General features: G+C 69.0%; 18 protein-coding genes. 16 read left to right on the forward strand and 2 right to left on the reverse strand.

Features of this window, described 5'->3' with window-relative positions; translation table 11 throughout:
* Positions 1-54: 54 nt before the first annotated feature.
* From VIP82_RS18020 to VIP82_RS18050, 7 genes are read left to right on the forward strand one after another with little or no spacing between them, the layout of a single operon-like run.
* Positions 55-1,089 (forward strand): carbohydrate ABC transporter permease, encoded by a 1,035-nt coding sequence (locus tag VIP82_RS18020; RefSeq protein ID WP_331911130.1) that lies wholly within the window; start codon positions 55-57, stop codon positions 1,087-1,089.
* A complete protein-coding gene (locus tag VIP82_RS18025; RefSeq protein WP_331911132.1) occupies positions 1,086-1,976 on the forward strand; it encodes a carbohydrate ABC transporter permease in 891 nt (296 codons plus the stop codon). The genes VIP82_RS18020 and VIP82_RS18025 overlap by 4 nt, the downstream gene beginning before the upstream one ends.
* The gene (locus tag VIP82_RS18030; RefSeq protein ID WP_331911134.1) at positions 1,973-2,704 is read left to right on the forward strand and encodes a hypothetical protein; all 732 of its coding nucleotides are present in this window, start codon (positions 1,973-1,975) and stop codon (positions 2,702-2,704) included. Before VIP82_RS18025 ends, VIP82_RS18030 begins: the two co-directional genes overlap by 4 nt.
* Entirely contained in the window at positions 2,701-4,830 is a 2,130-nt protein-coding gene (locus VIP82_RS18035; protein ID WP_331911136.1) for an alpha-galactosidase, read from the forward strand. The genes VIP82_RS18030 and VIP82_RS18035 overlap by 4 nt, the downstream gene beginning before the upstream one ends.
* On the forward strand, positions 4,823-5,722 hold the full coding sequence (locus VIP82_RS18040) for a family 43 glycosylhydrolase (protein WP_331911138.1): 900 nt from the start codon (positions 4,823-4,825) through the stop codon (positions 5,720-5,722). The genes VIP82_RS18035 and VIP82_RS18040 overlap by 8 nt, the downstream gene beginning before the upstream one ends.
* Complete coding sequence (locus VIP82_RS18045; protein ID WP_331911140.1) at positions 5,719-6,687, forward strand: hydroxyacid dehydrogenase; 969 nt, start codon at positions 5,719-5,721, stop codon at positions 6,685-6,687. Before VIP82_RS18040 ends, VIP82_RS18045 begins: the two co-directional genes overlap by 4 nt.
* 29 nt (positions 6,688-6,716) lie before the next feature.
* Positions 6,717-8,303 carry a glycoside hydrolase family 43 protein gene (locus VIP82_RS18050; RefSeq protein ID WP_331911142.1) on the forward strand — a complete coding sequence of 529 codons (1,587 nt, stop codon included), beginning with the start codon at positions 6,717-6,719 and terminating at the stop codon, positions 8,301-8,303.
* A 49-nt stretch (positions 8,304-8,352) separates the two neighbouring features.
* On the opposite strand, the gene VIP82_RS18055 is transcribed toward VIP82_RS18050, so the two are convergent.
* Positions 8,353-9,039, reverse strand: a complete 687-nt coding sequence (locus VIP82_RS18055; RefSeq protein WP_331911144.1) for an aquaporin — start codon at positions 9,037-9,039, stop codon at positions 8,353-8,355.
* Positions 9,036-9,386: a metalloregulator ArsR/SmtB family transcription factor gene (locus VIP82_RS18060; protein ID WP_331911146.1), complete on the reverse strand. Its 351-nt coding sequence runs from the start codon at positions 9,384-9,386 to the stop codon at positions 9,036-9,038. The genes VIP82_RS18055 and VIP82_RS18060 overlap by 4 nt, the downstream gene beginning before the upstream one ends.
* A gap of 86 nt (positions 9,387-9,472) precedes the next feature.
* Here VIP82_RS18060 and VIP82_RS18065 point away from each other — a divergent pair, with 86 nt between their 5' ends.
* From VIP82_RS18065 to VIP82_RS18105, 9 genes are all read left to right on the forward strand, one after another.
* The gene (locus VIP82_RS18065; protein ID WP_331911148.1) at positions 9,473-10,786 is read left to right on the forward strand and encodes an FAD-dependent oxidoreductase; all 1,314 of its coding nucleotides are present in this window, start codon (positions 9,473-9,475) and stop codon (positions 10,784-10,786) included.
* Positions 10,786-11,298, forward strand: coding sequence for a GNAT family N-acetyltransferase (locus VIP82_RS18070; RefSeq protein ID WP_331911150.1), 513 nt, complete (start codon positions 10,786-10,788; stop codon positions 11,296-11,298). Before VIP82_RS18065 ends, VIP82_RS18070 begins: the two co-directional genes overlap by 1 nt.
* Positions 11,299-11,338: 40 nt before the next feature.
* Positions 11,339-12,238 carry a metalloregulator ArsR/SmtB family transcription factor gene (locus VIP82_RS18075; RefSeq protein WP_331911152.1) on the forward strand — a complete coding sequence of 300 codons (900 nt, stop codon included), beginning with the start codon at positions 11,339-11,341 and terminating at the stop codon, positions 12,236-12,238.
* 14 nt (positions 12,239-12,252) lie between these two features.
* On the forward strand, positions 12,253-12,699 hold the full coding sequence (locus tag VIP82_RS18080) for an arsenate reductase ArsC (protein ID WP_331911154.1): 447 nt from the start codon (positions 12,253-12,255) through the stop codon (positions 12,697-12,699).
* Between the two features lie 172 nt (positions 12,700-12,871).
* Positions 12,872-13,900, forward strand: a complete 1,029-nt coding sequence (locus tag VIP82_RS18085; protein WP_331911156.1) for a glycosyltransferase family 4 protein — start codon at positions 12,872-12,874, stop codon at positions 13,898-13,900.
* Between the two features lie 153 nt (positions 13,901-14,053).
* Positions 14,054-15,187, forward strand: a complete 1,134-nt coding sequence (locus VIP82_RS18090; RefSeq protein ID WP_331911158.1) for a glycosyltransferase — start codon at positions 14,054-14,056, stop codon at positions 15,185-15,187.
* Positions 15,184-16,230: a glycosyltransferase gene (locus VIP82_RS18095; RefSeq protein WP_331911160.1), complete on the forward strand. Its 1,047-nt coding sequence runs from the start codon at positions 15,184-15,186 to the stop codon at positions 16,228-16,230. Before VIP82_RS18090 ends, VIP82_RS18095 begins: the two co-directional genes overlap by 4 nt.
* Entirely contained in the window at positions 16,227-17,684 is a 1,458-nt protein-coding gene (locus tag VIP82_RS18100) for a glycoside hydrolase family 130 protein (protein ID WP_331911162.1), read from the forward strand. Before VIP82_RS18095 ends, VIP82_RS18100 begins: the two co-directional genes overlap by 4 nt.
* Before the next feature lie 66 nt (positions 17,685-17,750).
* Positions 17,751-17,921: a hypothetical protein gene (locus tag VIP82_RS18105; protein ID WP_301112894.1), complete on the forward strand. Its 171-nt coding sequence runs from the start codon at positions 17,751-17,753 to the stop codon at positions 17,919-17,921.
* Positions 17,922-18,311 lie beyond the last annotated feature (390 nt).

Below are 18,311 nucleotides of genomic sequence, written 5' to 3' on the forward strand. Positions count from 1 at the left end.
CGCGGTGCCCGGGCGACGCCCGGGCACCGCGATCCGGGAGCCGAGGAGGCCTCCATGACTGATCAGAGTGCACTGCAAGGGCAGACCCAGGTGGTCGGCACGGCAGTCCGCCTCACCGGAGAGGGCCCGCTCGACGGAGCGCCCGCGGGCGCCGCCGACGACGTCCCCTTCGTTCCACGCGGTCCCGACACCGAGAAACGGCGCACGCGGCGCTTCCGCTCGGTGCGCTGGGCCATGCTCGGCTTCATCGCACCCGCGCTCGTCATCTACCTGCTGATGGTGATCATCCCCTCGCTGCAGTCGCTCCAGCTCAGCTTCACCGACTGGGACGGCATCAGCCCCGACTACGCCTACGTCGGAACGCGCAACTACGAAGAGATCCTGGCGAGCGGCCGGTTCTGGAACGCGGTCAAGAACACCCTCATCCTGGGGCTCGGCTCGGCCGTGATCATCAATGCGATCTCGCTCGGCGTCGCACTCATGCTCGACAAGGTCGGGCGGTGGCAGGGCCTGTTCCGCACGGCCGTCTACCTTCCCTCGCTCGTGAGCGCCTTCATCCTCGCGACGATCTGGAAGTACCTGCTCAACTACAACTTCGGCGCGGTCAACATGTTCCTGCGCGACATCGGCCTGCCGGACTGGGCGCGCGACTGGCTGGGCGACAGCACGATCGTGGTGGGGGTCATCCTCTTCATCACGTGCTTCACCCTCGGCGGCAACACGACGCTCATCTACCTCGCCAACCTGCAGTCGGTGCCGCAGGACCTCATCGAAGCCGCCCGCATCGACGGCGCCAACAGCCGCCAGGTGTTCCGCCACGTGACATGGCCGATGCTGGCGGGTGCGGTGACGGTCAATATGACGCTGGCCATGATCGCCGGGTGGACCATCTTCGATCAGGTCATGGTGCTCACCTCCGGCGGCCCGGGGTTCGTGAGCGAGACCATGGCGTTCTTCATCTACAAGGTCGGGTTCGGCGAGTACCGGGCGGGATTCGGCAGCGCCGCCGCCATCGTGCTGTTCCTGGTGGTCATCGTCAGCACCGTCGCGGCCAACGCCTACATGCGCAAGAGGGAGATCCAGGCATGAGCACCGAGACCGAGCTGCTCGTCACCCCGAAGCAGAGCCCCGCGCGTCGCCGGCCGAAGCGCAAGAAGCTGACCGTCGGCCAGATCGTCGTGATGGTCGTGCTCGCAGTGCTGGTGCTGATCGTCGCGAGTCCGGTGATCTATGCGCTGCTGAACTCGTTCCGTTCGTATGCCGAGATCACGATGGACCCGATGGGGCTTCCCACGCAGTTCACGCTGGACAACTACATCCAGCTGTTCCAGCAGACCGATTACGGCGAGGCGCTGGTCAACACCCTCATCATCACCGTCGCGACCGTCGTGCTGCTCATCGCGATCGTGCCCATGGCCGCGTACGGCATCGAACGTGTCGGGGGCCGCACCTCGCGCCTCATGTACATCCTGTTCATCGCCGGCCTCATGATCCCGTTCCAGGTGCGGATGATCCCGCTCGTCAAGGGATTCGACGACGTCGGGCTCTACAGCACCCTGACCAGCGTCGTCCTGGTGCATCTCGGAGGAGCGGCGAGCTTCGGCATCCTGCTGTACTGCAGCTTCATCAAGGGCATCCCGATCGAAGTGGAGGAAGCGGCGAACATGGACGGCGCCGGGCGTCTGCGGACCTTCTGGTCGATCGTGTTCCCGATGCTGCTGCCAGTGACCTCGGCGTTCGTCATCATCCAGGCGCTCGGGCTCTGGAACGACTTCTTCATCCCGCTGGTCTTCCTCGACTCATCGTCGGCCGGCACGATCAACGTCGCGATCAACCGCATGGTGGGCCTGCTCACGTCCCAGTGGCAGCTCATCTACACCGGAGCGATCCTCGCGATCATCCCGTCGGTGGCGATCTTTGCGGCCTTCCAGCGCTACTTCATCAAGGGCATGTCCGTCGGGGCGGTGAAGGGATGACCGCCCAGACCCCGTCGAAGCCCGTCAGCGCCCTCGGCCGCCTTCGCGGGCTCGCCGCGCTCGAGGGTCCGCTGGCCACGACGGTGCTGACGGTCTTCCAGTACTTCCTGGTGTCCGTCTCGTTCTGGGGATGCCTCGTCCCGGCGTTCGCCTTCCTGGCGCTGGTCGGCTGGCAGCCGACGCACGTGGCGCTGTGGCTCGGTGCCCTTTCGCTGCTCCCGGTCGTTCCGGCGGTGTACGCGCTGCTGAGGAGCTCGCGGCGGCTGCTCGCCGAGCGAGAGGAGGCGCGCGCCGGGCGCGTCTTCTGGACATCGTTCGCCCAGGCGTGCCGCGCCCTGGCGTGGGCCGCGCTCGCCGTCGGCGTCCTGGCGCTGCTGCTCGCATACGACGTCACTCTTTTCGGAGCCTCCGACGCCATGCTGCTGTTCGCAGTCGGCGCCGCCGTCGTCGTCCTGGTCCTGGTGATCGGTGTCTGCGCGGTCGCCGCAACGCGGTCCGAACACAAGCCGATCGATGTCACCACGGCCGCCGTCAAGGCGATCGCACGTCGGCCCCACGTGGCACTGAGCTGGCTGCTGCTGGTCGGGCTCGGCATCGGCGCGATGACGCTCCCGCTCGTCGGCTCAGTGCTGGCGATGTTCCTCCCCGCCCTGCTGGGGGTCGGCATCCACATCTGCAACGACGCCCTGCGGCTTCCGCTGAACGACGAGACGAGAAAGATTCCGTGACCGACACCGCCCCGCAGCCCATCGACCTCGATGCCCCTCCGGAGGAAGACCACGAGGACGCAGCTCTCACCACGTACCGTGCCCGGGTCGGCGCGTTCGAACTCCATTGGTCGGTCGACGCCCCCCTGTCGGTGGTGATGACCTCGTCGACCCACGCGGGCCGCGCGGGGGTCGGACTCATCGAGGTGCTCACGTCGACAGAGCAGCGCGGCCGCACGAGCCAGGCCTACTGGCGATCGGCGGTCGGTGAGCGGTTGCGGGTGCAGGGCTCGCACATCGCCTCCGACGGGGATGCCGCGCGAGCCGTCATCGTGCAGACCGATGCAGTGAGCGGGCTCGAAGTGCGCTCGACCGTCACTGCTCCGCGAGGGACGACGGCACTGCGGATCGAGAGCGTGGTGCGCAACGCGGGACGCGAACCGGTCGTGCTGACGGCGGTCTCCTCGGCCACGATCGGCATCGGCCGATCCCGCTCCGACCTCGACCGGGTCATCTGGGGGAGCGCGGCGAGCGAATGGCTCGCCGAAGACCGATGGCGCGAGACCCCCGTGCGGGAGCTGCTTCCCGACATCTCGCTGCCGTTCCATCGCCAGGACGGGCGCGGTCACGCCGGCGTCACGAGCCACGGGGCATGGTCGAGCGGCGAGCACCTGCCGTGCGGGTATCTCGTGCGCGGCGACGGCGAGGCGCTGGCCTGGCAGATCGAGACCAGCGCAGGCTGGCACGCCGATCTGTCGCAGACCCGCAACGGCGGCGTGCTGTCGCTCCTGGGTCCGACCGACCTGGAGCACCAGTTCGCCCACGAACTGCTTCCCGGGGAGAGCTTCACCGCCGTGCCCGTCGCCATCGCCGCCTCAGCCGACGCCCGCGACGGCGTGATCGCCGAACTGACGCGCTACCGCCGCTGGCTTCGCCGTGATGCCGCAGGCGAGGCGCTTCCGGTCGTCTACAACGACTTCATGAACACGCTCATGGGCCAGCCGACGACCGAGAAGTTGCGGCCGCTGATCCGTGGCGCCGCCGCGGCAGGCGCCGAGGTGTTCTGCATCGACGCGGGATGGTTCGCCGATCCCGCGATCGGCGACTGGTGGTCCACCGTCGGGGAGTGGCGTGAAGCGACCACCCGCTTCGGCGAGGGAGGCCTGCGCCGTGTCATCGACGAGATCCACCGACAGGGGATGTCGTCCGGACTCTGGCTCGAGCCCGAGGTCGTCGGCGTCGACAGCCCGGCAGCCGCCCGGCTTCCCGACGAGGCCTTCTTCCAGCGGTTCGGCCGGCGGGTGCAGGAGGATCGCCGCTACCACCTCGACTTCCGGCATCCTGCCGCCCGCGGCCACGTCGACGCGACCGTGGATCACCTGGTCGAGGAATACGGCATCCGCTATCTGAAACTCGACTACAACATCAACCCGGGCGCCGGCACCGAGCGCAACGCGACCGCGGCAGGCGATGGGATGCTCGCTCACACCCGGGCCTTCCAGGACTGGCTCGTGCGCGTGCAGCAGCGGCATCCGTCGCTGCGGATCGAGAACTGCAGCTCGGGCGCCATGCGCGCCGACTACGCACTGCTCGCGGTCACGCACCTGCAGTCCACGAGCGATCAGCAGGACTTCCGCCTGTACCCGCCGATCGCGGCGGCGGCGCCGGCATCCATCCTTCCCGAGCAGTGCGGCAACTGGGCGTACCCATCGTCCGAGATGAACGACGACGAGACGGCGTTCACGCTCGTGACAGGCCTGAGCGGTCGGCTCTATCTGTCGGGGTTCCTCGAAGAACTGCGTCCCGCCCAGCGCGAGCGGGTCGCCGAGGCCGTGGCGCTGCACAAGACGCTTCGTGACGAGCTCACTGGCGCGACGCCGTTCTGGCCGCTGGGGCTTCCCGCCTGGGACGCGCCGACCGTGTGTCTCGGGCTGCACACCGGCTCGGACGATTTGCTGTTCGTCTGGGATCGGGATGCCGCGCCGGCGGCGTTCACACTGCCCGATGTCGCGGGCGAGGTCGACGTGGTGTTCCCCGCTGCGCCGGCCGAGGGCTCCGCGTGGCGCCTCGCGACCACGCCGGCGGGATTGTCCGTGGCCACACCGGCAGGCCTGGGAGCCCGCGTGCTCAAGGTACGTCGTGGCTGAGCGCGGCTCCATCGTGCCCGGCCGGGTCTTCATCGACGACCGCGGCAGGACGGCGCAGCTGCACGGCATCGGGCTTCAGCGCATCGGCGACCGCTGGTACGCGTGGGGCGAGGACAAGACGGCGGGCGACCGGTTCACCGCGGTCGCCTGCTACTCGTCGATCGACCTCGCCCGCTGGCGGTTCGAAGGTGACGCTCTGACCGCGGCCGAGGGTGACATCGCGCCGGACCGGATCGTCGAGCGCCCGAAGGTGCTGCAGAGACCCGACGGCAGGTGGGTCATGTTCCTGCACGTCGACAGCGGCGACTACTCCTTCGCGCGCGTCGGCTACGCGGTGTCGGATCGACCCGAAGGGCCATATACGTACGTGCGCAGTGAGCGCCCGCTCGGCAACCTCAGTCGCGACATCGGCGTGTTCCAGCAGGACGGCGTCGGATACCTGCTGTCAGAGGACCGCGAGAACGGGCTCCACATCTATCGCCTGCGTGACGACCACCTCGGCGTCGACTCGATCGTGACGACCGTTCGGCAGCAGGCGAAGCCCGAGATCGGCTACGAGTCGCCCACGGTCGTCCGCTATCGGGGGCGGTACCACCTCTTCGGTTCGGATCTCACCGGATGGAGCATGAACGACAACATGTGCACCAGCGCCGACTCGCTCGCGGGCCCCTGGGCGGATTGGCAGCCGATCGCTCCGCTCGGCGCGCACACGTTCGAATCGCAGGTGAGCGTCGTCGCGCCCGTCGGCGACGGCTTCGTCTACATAGGAGACCGCTGGACACCCGACAACCTGGCCGAATCGCCGGCGGTCTGGCTGCCGTTGCGGTTCGACGACGGGCATCCGCGCCTGCAGTGGCGCGAGGCCTGGAGCATCGAGGAGCTGAACGCATGAGAGCCGCACTGCTGATGAGTCCCGCGCTCGTCCCCTTCGTATTCGGGGACGCCGAGAGGTCACGGCTCGAGGAGATCCTCGAGATCGACACGACGCAGGCGGTGACCTCGATCGCCGATGTCCCGGCGCGATCGGAGGTCGAACTGCTCATCACGGGCTGGGGTGTGACCTCGATCGGCCCCGAAGGCCTCGACGGATTCCCGTCGCTGCGCGCGATCGTGCACTGGGGCGGCGGCGTCGGCTTCCTCGATGCGGAGGCGACCGCACGCGGCATCCTGGTGTCGTCGGCGCGAGCCGCCAACGCGATCCCGGTCGCCGAGTTCAGCGTCGCGATGATCACGCTCGCCGCGAAGGACGCCTTCTGGGCGTCGCGCAGGTACTGCGCCGAGCAGCGGTTCATCGATCGGGAGGCCGAGTTTCCCCGCACCGGGCTCTACCGATCGACCATCGGCATCATCGGCGCCTCCACGATCGGCTCGCTGGTCATCGACAGGCTCGCCGAGGCGGATGTCGACGTTCTGCTCTTCGATCCCTACGCGAGCGTCGAGACCGCCGACCGTATCGGCGCCGAGCTCGTCACCGATCTGCGTGAGCTGGCCGCGCGGAGCGACATCCTGTCGATCCATGCTCCCGAGACGCCGGCGACGATCGGGATGATCTCGGCCGACGTGCTCGCGGCGCTTCCGGACGGGGCGACGGTGATCAACACCGCGCGCGGCGCTCTCATCGATCAGGTGGCACTCGTCGGGCAGCTGCAGCGCGGTCGGCTGCGCGCGATCCTCGACGTCACCGATCCCGACGTCCTCGAGCCGGGGCATCCGCTGTACACCCTGCCCAACGTCTTCCTCACACCTCACCTCGCCGGGTCGATGGGGAGCGAGCTGCGCCGGCTGGGCGAGGCGGCTCTGTCCGAGGTCGAGCGGTTCGCGGCCGGCCGGCCCTTCGACCACCCCATGCAGCCGTGAGCGCGGCCAGCCTGCCGGAGACAGCATCTGTGCCCGATCTCCGAAATCCCATCCTCCGCGGCTTCAACCCGGATCCGTCGATCCTGCGAGTCGGATCGGACTACTACATCGCCACGAGCACGTTCGAGTACCACCCGGCCGTTCGCCTGCATCACTCGACCGACCTCGCGCACTGGTCGACCATCGGCCACGCGCTCGAGGACGGATTCGACCTGCGCGGCATCCCGGACTCGGGAGGCGTGTGGGCGCCCAGCCTGTCATATGCGGACGGCCTGTTCTGGCTGGCGTACTCCGTCGTGCGCACGATGGACGGCGACGACAAGGACATCGACAACTACCTCGTCACGGCGAGCTCGGTGATGGGGCCATGGAGCGAGCCGGTGCACCTCGGCTCCCGTGGCTTCGATTTCTCGTTCTTCCACGACCCCGATGGAACGCACTGGATCGTCGGAGTGCAGTGGGACCACAGGCCCGAGCATCCGTCGTTCTCTGGTCTCGTGCTCGAGCAGTACCTGCCCGACGAGGAGCGGACGGCGGGCGAGACGACCGTGCTCTACCGCGAGGAGGGGCTGGTCGAAGGGCCGAACCTGTACCGCATCGGCGACTGGTACTACCTCCTGATCGCGGCCGGGGGCACCGGCTGGAACCACGGCATCACGCTCGCCCGGTCGCGCGCCTTGCGCGGTCCCTATGAACGTGACCCGCGCGAGGCGGTGCTCACCACCCGTGACGCCCCAGGGCATCCGCTGCAGAAGGCCGGGCACGGCGAGCTCGTCCAGACCCCGGCGGGGGACTGGGTCCTCGTGCATCTCGCCAGCCGGCCCACCCTCCATCTCGGCGAGCGGTACAGCACGCTGGGCCGGGAGACGTGCCTGCAGCGCGTCGAGTTCGACGACGCGGGCTGGCTCCGACTGGTCGGCGGCGGGCATCGCGCCCAGGTGGCGGTCGGGGGGGAGGGCGCCGAGGCCGGGAACGGCTCTGCCCCCGCCCGCCGGGAGTGGGTGGACGACTTCGACGGACCCGTGCTCGACTCCGTCCGCTGGTCGACGCTGCGCGCACCCCTGCCGCCGGCGGTCGCCGATCTCTCGAGGCGGCCCGGATGGCTGGCATTGCGCGGCGGTCATTCGCCGGCGTCCGTCTTCGACCAATCGATGATCCTCACACGCGTGGAGGAGCACGAGGCCGAGATGGAGGTCCTGATCGACGCCGACCCGCGCAGCCCACGCGAGGCGGCGGGGGTCATCGCCTGGTACGACCGCGCCGGATGGATCTGGCTGCAGATCACGCACGACCCCGAGAACGGACGCCACCTCCGCGTGGTGCAGCGGGACGGCGTGAGCATTCGTTCGGCTCCGACCGTCGTCCCCGGCGGGCCGCTCCGTCTGCGCGTCGCGCTCGCCGGCCCGAGACTCACCTTCGCCTGGGCCGAGCAGACAGGAGAGTGGCATGAGGTGCCGGGGATCTTCCCGGCCTGGACGCTGTCGGACGATCACGGCCCGCGGCTGCGCTTCACGGGGCTCTTCCTGGGCGTGCGCGCCGATGACCTCGATGGCCGTGGGTGGCGGGCCGATATCGGCCGCGCCCGTGTGCGTTTCGTCGAGGCGGCTCACCGCTGATCTGAGGCGTTACCGGCGGATCGCGAGCGCACCCGGTCAGCTCACGCGATCAGGCAGCCACGACCGGCTCGGGAACCGCCACCGGGAAGAGCGCACGGATGAAGCCCCATCCCACGGCCGCGCCGACGAGCTGTGCGGCGATGAAGGGCAGGGCTGACGTCGGTGCGATGCCTGCGAACGTGTCGGTGAACATGCGACCGATGGTGATGGCGGGGTTCGCGAAGCTCGTCGATGACGTGAAGAAGTAGGCCGCACCGATGTAGGCGCCGACAGCCGGTGCCGCCAGCCGGCTGCGGTCGGTGCGGACGAGCGCGAAGATCACCAGGATCAGTCCCGCCGTCGCGACCGCTTCGGCGAGGAGGAGGTGCCATCCGGAGCGGTCCGTGGTGCTCCAGCGGATGGCGGGCTCCGCGAACATCAGGTTCGCGAGAACGGCTCCGGCGATGCATCCGAGTACCTGACTGGGCAGATAGATCGCCGCCGTCGACCAGCTGCGGCGATGGAGGAGGATGTCGACGACCGTCACGACGGGGTTGAAATGGGCGCCCGAGACGGAGGCGAACACCAGGATCAGCACCGCGAGGCCGAGGGCGGTGGCGAAGGCGTTCTCGAAGAGCTGCAGCCCGACGTCGCCGGGCGACAGCCGCTGTGCGGCGATGCCCGACCCGACGACGACGGCGGCGAGCCCCGCGCTGCCGAGGAACTCACTGGCACTCGCGCGCGCGATGCGGCTCACGACGCGACGAGGAGCTGCGAGATACGGTCGAGGGCGCCGGGCACGAGCTTGAAGTAGGCCCAGGTGCCGCGCTTGCTGCGTGTCAGGAAGCCTGCGGTGGTGAGGATCTTGAGGTGGTGCGAGACCGTCGGCTGGCTGAGGCCGACCGGCTCGATCAGGTCGCAGACGCAGGCCTCCGAGTCTTCGGCGGCGGCCACGATCGACAGTAGGCGCAGCCGTGCGGGGTCGGCGAGTGCTTTCATCGTCGTAGCCAGTTGCTCGGCTTCCGCAGCGGTCAGTGGTTCGCGCACCAGAGGCGTGCAGCAGGCTGCGGCGGTGACGTCGGTCACCTCGAGCATCGTGGTCATATATCGAGAGTAGTCGATATTGACAGACGTCGATAGATGGGCCCACAATCAGTATCGACGTTCATCGATATCCGTTGGAGGATGCTGTGACTCTGCTTGATCTGACGCCTCGCGCGGCCGAAGCCGATCGGCTTGCGACGCTCCCTGTCGCCATCATCGGGGCCGGCCCGATCGGGCTGGCTGCCGCCGCGCACCTCGTCGAACGCGGCATCGACTTCATCGTCTTCGACGCGGGAGCGGAGGTCGCGGCCAGTGTGCGTTCGTGGGGCCATACGCGCCTGTTCTCGCCGTGGAAGCACCTCGTCGACCCGGCATCCCGCCGCCTGCTGGAGGAGCGCGGATGGGAACTCCCCGATCCCGAGCGCGCCCCGAGCGGCGCGGAGCTGGTGGAGAGGTACGTGGCGCCCCTGGCGGAGGTCGATGAGATCGCCTCGCGCGTGCGCCTCGGCGTCGAAGTGATCGGCGTCACGCGTGAAGGCATGGATCGCACGCGCACCCGATCGCGTGCCGCCACTCCGTTCGCCGTGCGCATCCGCACCGCCGACGGCCAGGTCGAAGACGTTCCGGCCCGCGCCGTCATCGACGCTTCCGGCACCTATCTCTCGCCCAACCCGCTGTCGTCGAGTGGGCTGGAGCTGCTCGGCATGGCCGAGATCGCGGATGCGGTGACGCCGGCGCTGCCCGACGTCCTCGGTCGCGACCGCGCAACCTTCGCCGGCCGCCACACGACGGTCGTCGGGGCAGGCCACTCCGCCGCGAACACCCTTCTCGCGCTCGCCGAACTCGCCCGACAGGAACCGGGCACGACCATCACGTGGCTGATCCGCAACGCCCAAGCAGTCCGCGTGTCCTCTTCCGCCGATGACGAGCTCGCCGACCGCGCCCGACTGGGCAGCAGAGTCGACCAGGCTGTCGCCGACGGTCGGATCACGGTGCTCGACCGCTTCGAGATCATCCGGGGCCGCCGCGCCGCGGCCGGCGTCGAGCTGGTGGGTCACCGTCATGGCGAGGTCGTCGCCCACGCCACCGAGGTGGTGGTCAGCGCCACGGGATTCCGCCCGAACCTCGACATCCTGCGCGAGATCCGCCTCGACCTCGACGAGATCGTCGAGGCGCCGCGACGCCTGGCGCCGCTGATCGATCCGAACGTCCACTCGTGCGGCACCGTCGAGCCGCACGGCTTCCGCGAGCTGACGCACCCCGAGCAGGGATTCTTCGTCGTCGGTATGAAGTCCTACGGCCGTGCGCCGACCTTCCTGCTGGCGACGGGCTACGAGCAGGTGCGCTCGGTGACCGCGTGGCTCGCCGGCGACACGGCATCCGCCTCGAACGTCGAGCTGGTCCTTCCGGCGACGGGCGTCTGCTCGACCGACGCCGGCAACGGCGGTGGATGCTGTTGATGCTCGGTGTGCGCGAGATGGTGCCGTCGGATTGGCCGGCGGTCGAGAGGATCTACGCACAGGGGATCGACGACGGCGAGGCGACGTTCGAGACGGCCACTCCGGCGTGGGAGGCGTTCGATGCGGGCAAGCTTCCCGGATTGCGGTTCGTGGCCGTGGATGCGGACGGCGTCGTCCTCGGTTGGATCGCGGGTTCGGCGGTGTCGTCGCGTCCGGCGTACCGCGGTGTGGTGGAGCACTCGGTCTACATCGATCGCGGCGCGCGCGGCCGGGGCGTCGGCCGCATCCTGCTGGAAGCGTTCATCTCGGCCGCCGAGGCGTCGGGGGTGTGGACGATCCAGTCGAGCATCTTCCCCGAGAACGGCGCCAGCCTGCGGCTTCACGAGGTCACCGGTTTCCGGGTCGTCGGCCGACGCGAGCGCATCGCGCGTTCCGGGGCCGGCCCGCACGCCGGTACATGGCGCGACACGCTGCTGATCGAGCGTCGGAGCGCGGTGGTGGAGAGCGACTGACGCGACCTCTCCGCCCGCGCCGCTGGATAGACTGCTGTCTATGGATCGGTCGGGCAGCCTCACGTCGCTGGGCGATCCGACGCGCGCCCGCATCCTCCGGCTGATCCGCGATTCCGCGGACGGGAGAGCCCTGGTGAGTCGTCTCGCGGAGGCGCTGGAGCTGCGGCAGCCGACCATCAGCCACCACATGAAGTCGCTGCACGACGAAGGCATCGTCGTGCGTGAGCCCGATGGGCGTCGCGTCTGGTACTCGATCGCGCCGGATTTCGCCGGCCGTGTCGACGCCCTCCTCGGCGAGGGGGCGCGACCGGCGCCGGACCCCGACCTGGAGCGCATCGCCACCGATCTCACCCTCAGGTATCGCGGCGTCTTCGGCCCCGAGACCGTTCGCGCCAAGGTGGTGGAGAGCTACGAGCTGCTCGCCAGCCGGTCGCAGTCGCCGATGCTGGCGAGTCGGACGGCCGCGTTCGCCGCCGCGCGACTCGATGCTCTGAAGCGGTCTCAGGGGACGCCCGGTGTCAGTCCCTCCGTCCTGTTCGTCTGCGTGCAGAACGCGGGCAGATCGCAGATCGCGGCCGGCATCCTTCGTCAGCTCGCCGGTGATCGGGTGCTGGTCAGGACTGCGGGATCCGAGCCGGCAGGGGACGTGCGCACCGCCATTGTCGGCACCCTCGATGAGATCGGCGTCCCGCTCGGAGACGAGTTCCCCAAGCCGCTCACCGACGAAGCGGTGCGCGGCGCCGATGTCGTCGTCACGATGGGATGCGGCGACGCCTGCCCGATCTACCCGGGCCGACGCTACATCGACTGGCAGCTGGAGGATCCCGTCGGCAAGTCGCCCGATCAGATCCGCGTGATCAGAGACGATATCGACCGCCGCGTACGCGCGCTTCTCGCCGAACTCGTCACCGAGAGTTCCTCTCCAGAGCTCATCGGATAGATAGATATCGGTCTATGCTTCTTCTGAGAGAAAGCGGGATCACCGTGACCGAGAAGCCCACCGTCCTGTTCGTCTGCGTGCACAACGCCGGTCGTTCCCAGATGGCCGCGGGCTACCTCCGCGCCCTCGGCCGCGACGACGTCGAGGTGCTGTCCGCAGGATCCGCGCCCAAGGACGCCATCAACCCGGTCGCCGTCGAGGCGATGGCTGAGGAGGGCATCGACATCGCCGGCAACACGCCCCGGGTGCTCACGGTCGACGCGGTCAGGGAGTCCGATGTCGTGATCACGATGGGCTGCGGCGACGCCTGCCCGATCTTCCCCGGCAAGCGCTACGAGGATTGGGAACTAGACGACCCGGCCGGCCAGGGGATCGAGGCCGTGCGTCCGATCCGCGACGAGATCCGTGGTCGAGTGGAGGCGCTGCTCGCCGAGATCCTGCCCGCGCGCGGTGCCGCGTGACCGGCCCGACAACGTCACCTCGGCGGGGTCGGGATGCTGCTCGAGGATCGCGCCCACACTGATCCTCACGCGGGGGATCGACGGCCCGTGCGTCGCCTCACCCGTCAGCACGGGCGTAGCCTCGCCTCATGATCGAGGCGGAAGGTGGCATGGATTCTGCACGCGCCACCGAGTGGCGACCGTGAAGGTCGCGATGCTCGGACCGATCGCGTGGCGCACGCCGCCGCGCCACTACGGGCCGTGGGAGCGCGTCACCAGCCTCTTGACCGAGGGACTGGTGCGCAGGGGCGTCGACGTCACGCTGTTCGCGACCGCCGACTCCGAGACGTCCGCAGCGCTCGAGTTCGTGGCACCGCACGGCTACGCCGAGGATCCACAGATGGATGGGCGAGTGTGGGAGGCGCTGCACGTTGCGCATGCGATGGACCGGTCCGCCGGATTCGACATCGTGCACAACCAGCTCGATTGGCTGCCGCTCGTGTTCGGCGCCCAGTGGGCGGCGCCGATGGTGACGACGATCCACGGTTTCTCAGGAGAGGCGATCCTGCCGGCCTACGAGCGGTCGGTATCCGCCTTCGTCTCGATCTCGGATGCCGACCGCTCGCCGGCCCTCGACTACGTGGCGACGGTCCACCACGGCATCGACATGGTCGAACTCGACAGCTCGGCGTCGACCGGCGACGACCTCGTCGTCTTCGGGCGCATCCACCCCGACAAGGGGATCGCCGACGCGATCGAGATCGCTGCACGCGCGGGACGTCGGCTCGTGATCTGCGGGATCGTGCAGGACGCCGCGTACTTCGCGGAGCGCATCGAACCCCACATCGACGGCGACAGAGTCGTGTACCGCGGATCGGTGGGCCCGGCCGAGCGGGCCGACGTGCTGACATCGGCTGCGGTGCTGCTGCATCCCATCCACTTCGACGAGCCCTTCGGTCTGTCGGTCGTGGAGGCCATGGCGTGCGGCACCCCCGTCGTGGCCTACCGGCGCGGATCGATGCCCGAGATCGTCGACGAAGGCGTCACCGGCTTCGTCGTCGACGATGTCGCCGCGGCGGTCGAGCGCGTTGCCGCTGCGGCGGCACTCGATCGGGGCGCCGTCCGCGCCAGGGCTCGGGCGCGGTTCGACGTCGAGCGCATGGTGGACGGCTACCTCGAGGTGTACGACCTGGTGCTCGCCTCGCCCCGAGGTCGCACATGAGGGTGGTGTAGGGTGCGAACCAAAGCGCGGCCATGTTCACCGGTCGCGTAAACCGGACCGCGGCGACGCTGGCGTAGTTCCACGAGGGATGCCGTCGGCAGACGTCTCGAGTCCTCGGGGTCGATCGATCCCGGGCCGACAGAGATGGTCGTCATGACCCGCTTCGGTTTCCTCTCCACGTATCCGCCCACCCGCTGCGGTCTCGCCACGTTCACGGAGGCGCTGGCCGGTGCGCTGGCCGCGGGCGAGCCATACATGCCCACGGTCGTTCGCGTGCTCGACGTGATGGACAGCCGTCACGGTGCCGAAGACCTCAATCGGATCCCGAGCACCGTGGAGCTGGTTGCGCGCAACCGGGTGACCATGCGGGCCGCCGTGCGTGCGCTCGACGAATGCGATGTCGCGATCGTTCAGCACGAGTACGGGATCTATGGAGGCCTCGACGGCGACGAGATCATCCCGTTGCTCCGATCACTGAAGACGCCGGCGATCGTCGTACTGCACACGGTGCTCTCCGCGCCGACCGCTCACCAGCGGGTCGTCCTCGACACGGTGTGCAAGCTGGCCGCGAACGTCGTCGTGATGACCGACAACGCCAGCGAGATCCTGATGCGCACCTACAGCGTCAAGCGGTCGAAGGTCCGAGTCATCCCTCACGGCGTGCCGGTGTCACGTGCGGTGCGCGCGACGAAGGACGGCGGGTCGAAGCGGGTCCTGACGTGGGGACTCCTCTCGCCCGGCAAGGGGATCGAGTGGGGCATCCGCGCCTTGGCCGAGTTGCAGGAGGCCGGTGCCCCCGTGGAATACGTCATCGCCGGCCAGACCCATCCCAAGGTGCTCGCCCATGAGGGCGAGCGCTACCGCGAAACGCTGCAGCGGCTGATCGACGACCTCGACCTGGCCGACGTCGTCACACTCGACGACCGTTACCTCGACGACTCGCAGCTCGCCGACGAGGTCGCCCTCGCCGACGTCGTCCTGCTGCCTTACGACTCTCGGGACCAGGCGACGTCCGGGGTGCTGATCGAGGCGGTCGCCGCGGGGATCCCCGTCGTGGCGACAGGCTTCCCGCACGCCGTCGAACTGCTGAGCAGGGGAGCAGGAATGATCGCTCGGCACCAGGACCCGCAGTCGATGTCGGAGGCGATCCGCACCATCCTCGGGGCGGAAGCGACGGCCCAGCAGATGCACGACGCTGCGCTGCGCGACACGCAGGATGCTTCGTGGCCCGCGGTCGCGGAGCAGTATCGCGTGCTGGCCGACCGTATGGTGGCGATCGCGGCATGACCGGTCACGACAGCGACCGGGACGCGTCCGGCTCACCGAACTTCGCCCACCTCCTGGCCATGTCAGACGGGCTCGGACTCTTCGAGCACGCGCTCCTTGATGTGCCCCGCCGCGACCACGGCTACTGCGTCGACGATGTCGCTCGCGCTCTCGTCGTTCTGCTGCGTGAGTCCGAGCGCACTCCGGCGCTCGATCGGCTGGTGGGCACATGTCTCCGATTCATTGAGGCCGCTGTCGATGTCGACGGGCGGGTGCACAACCGCATGGATGCCGGAGGCGAGTGGACAGACGATGCCGGGCTCGGCGATTGGTGGGGTCGCGCACTGCGCGCCCTCGGCGCGGCATCCGTCGACCTCCCGACCGCATCGGATCGCTCGCGCGCGCGGGTCGCGTTCCATCGCGCCGCGTCGGCGCGATCACCGCACGGAAGGGCGATGGCGTTCGCGACGCTGGGGGCGGTAGACGTGCTCAGCGCTTGCCCTGACGATCTCTCCGCTCGCGCCTTGCTGCTGGACGGGGTCGCTTCCATCGCGGTCCCGTCCGACCCCCGCTGGCCCTGGCCGGAGCCGCGTCTGCGCTACGCCAACGCGGCGCTCCCCGAAGCCCTCCTCGCCGGGGGCGCCGCCATGGACGACCCTCGCGTCGTGGCTCGCGGACTCGGGATGCTGCGGTTCCTGCTGGATGTCGAGACACGTGACGGGCACCTGTCCGTGACGGGCGTCGGAGGCCGCGGCTCCGCGCAGAGGTCGGTTCAATTCGATCAGCAGCCCATCGAGGTGGCGGCCATCGCGGACGCGTGCGCTCGTGCTTTCGACCTCACCGCGGACCCCCTGTGGCGCGACGGCGTCGCGGCGGCGTGGGCGTGGTTCGCGGGCGACAACGACGCCGTCATGCCCATGATCGATCTGGAGTCGGGAGCGGGTTTCGACGGATTGGAAGCAGGCGGGCGCAACGAGAACCGAGGGGCGGAATCCACACTCGCAGCCCTCGGCACGTACCAGCAGGCGGCCCGCCTCGGGGTGCTGGAACGCGTGTCGCCGTGACGATCCGCGAGCATCCTGCGGGCCTCGATAACGATCGGACCCGTGTCGTCGCCCGGTTCTTCCTCCCCGGCGAGGGACTGCGCTCGCCGCACTCGCGCGTTGCACAGATCATCGCCCGAGTGATTGCGGGGCCGGTCGCCCTGACCGAGCGGATGGCCGCCGACGTCGTCAGGGAGCTCTCCGTCAGGCACGCGGGTGTCGCAGACCTGCTGGCTGCGAATGCTCGAGCTGTCGCCAGCCGCATCGTGGGCCCCGCGGCTCTCACGGATGCTCAAGGAGCGGTGCTGGGGGCTGCCTTCACGGCGGAGTACGCCGTCGAGGGGGCGGCTCTCTGCAACCCCAGCGCCGTCGAGCATCCCTCGCAGGACGGACTCGGTCCGAACGAACTGCGAGTGGCCATCGCCTTGCGCTGCATCGGAGAAGGGCACGTCTCATCCATCGGATTCGCCGAAGCCGTGATCGACGCCGATGATGGCTGGACGTTCGAGGAACGCGCGACGCCCCTGACACTTCCCATCGTGCGGGGCGCCGAGTGGTCGCGACAGCACTTCGGCCGCGCGCTCGAGCATCAAGGCCACCTCACCGATCTGGCCAGCGCGGTGCTCAGCAATCTCCCCGACAGGTTCAGCGTGGCCGAGCTGGAGTACGCCCTCCTCGAGCTTCCGGACCAGCTCTCGACCCGTCCCGACAGTCGCTGGCCGACGCAGGCGATGCGCGATATGGCGGCGTCCGCATACCGGGCCGAGTTCCTGCCCACCACACCCCTCAGTGGACGGATGCTTCTGCCCGTCGATGCCGAGGAGAACCGCGGCATGGAAGATGCGCGCTTCGTGCGCTTCACCGGTGCCGACGCGGTCACCGGCTATCGCGCGACCTACACTGCGTACGACGGGCGCGACATCGCGCCGCGCCTGATCACATCGCCGGATCTCCGCGAGTTCACCATCCACCGCCTGACCGGCAGCGGCGCCCACAACAAGGGGATGGCGCTCTTTCCGCGGCTCGTCGGGGGTCTTCACCTCGCCCTCAGTCGCACCGACGGCGAGAATATATCGCTCGCGAAGTCCGTCGACGGCGTCATCTGGGACGATGTGGGCATCGTCCATCGCCCTACCGAGCTGTGGGAGCTCGTTCAGCTCGGAAACTGCGGCGCGCCCATCGAGACCGAGAGCGGATGGCTGGTGCTCACGCACGGCGTAGGGCCGTTGCGCACCTACTCGCTCGGTGCGATCCTGCTCGATCTCGATGACCCGTCTCGCGTGGTGGGACGGTTGCGCGAGCCACTCCTGCAGCCGGCGAGCATGCTGCGGGACGGATATGTGCCGCGGGTCGTGTACTCCTGCGGCGCTATCGCTCACCGCGGAATCCTGTGGATTCCCGTGGGCGTCGGGGATGACCGCATCCGCGTCTTCTCGATCGAGATCGATGAAGTGATCGCCGCCCTCCGTCCGTGAGCGCTTCGACGGGGCGGGTTGACCGCTCACCTATGAACGCACGCGAGCCGGGAGTAGCGTGAGGTTATGTTGACGGTGATCGTGATCCTCCTCGTGGTCTGGGCGATCCTCGCGGTCGTGGGATTCGCTCTCGAGGGACTGCTCTGGTTGGGCATCATCGGTGTCATCCTCTTCGTCGGCACTCTGATCTTCGGTTTCGTGCGGCGCGCTGCGGGTCGGCGGAACAGCCGCCCCTGACCGACCGTCAGGGATCTCAAGGGATCCGGGGTTCTGAGGCATCGGGCGCGCATCGACACCGAGGGCGTGGAAAGCACGCCCTTGTCCCCCAAATGGGGGACAAGGTAGGGTGAGACCGGCGACGACGCGAGCAATGGGACTTGGGGTCCGCTCGAGTCAGAGCCACTGGGGACTGGGGAGAACGGCCGGCATCGCACGGGCGCTTCAGAGGCGGCCCCCCTCGAGCCCGTGCTGGCCAGCTCCGAAGCCCGAGGGGGACCGGACCAACCGCGACGGTGTGCGCCCGCTTGGGAACGAAACGCACGGCCCATGTGGCCCTGGGGAGACCGGGCAGTGTCGGCAGAAGGCTGATATCACCCTTCCACATCGACGCCGTCTCGGTCTATTCCC

The organism is Microbacterium sp. (assembly GCF_036566905.1).
Lineage (GTDB): Bacteria > Actinomycetota > Actinomycetes > Actinomycetales > Microbacteriaceae > Microbacterium.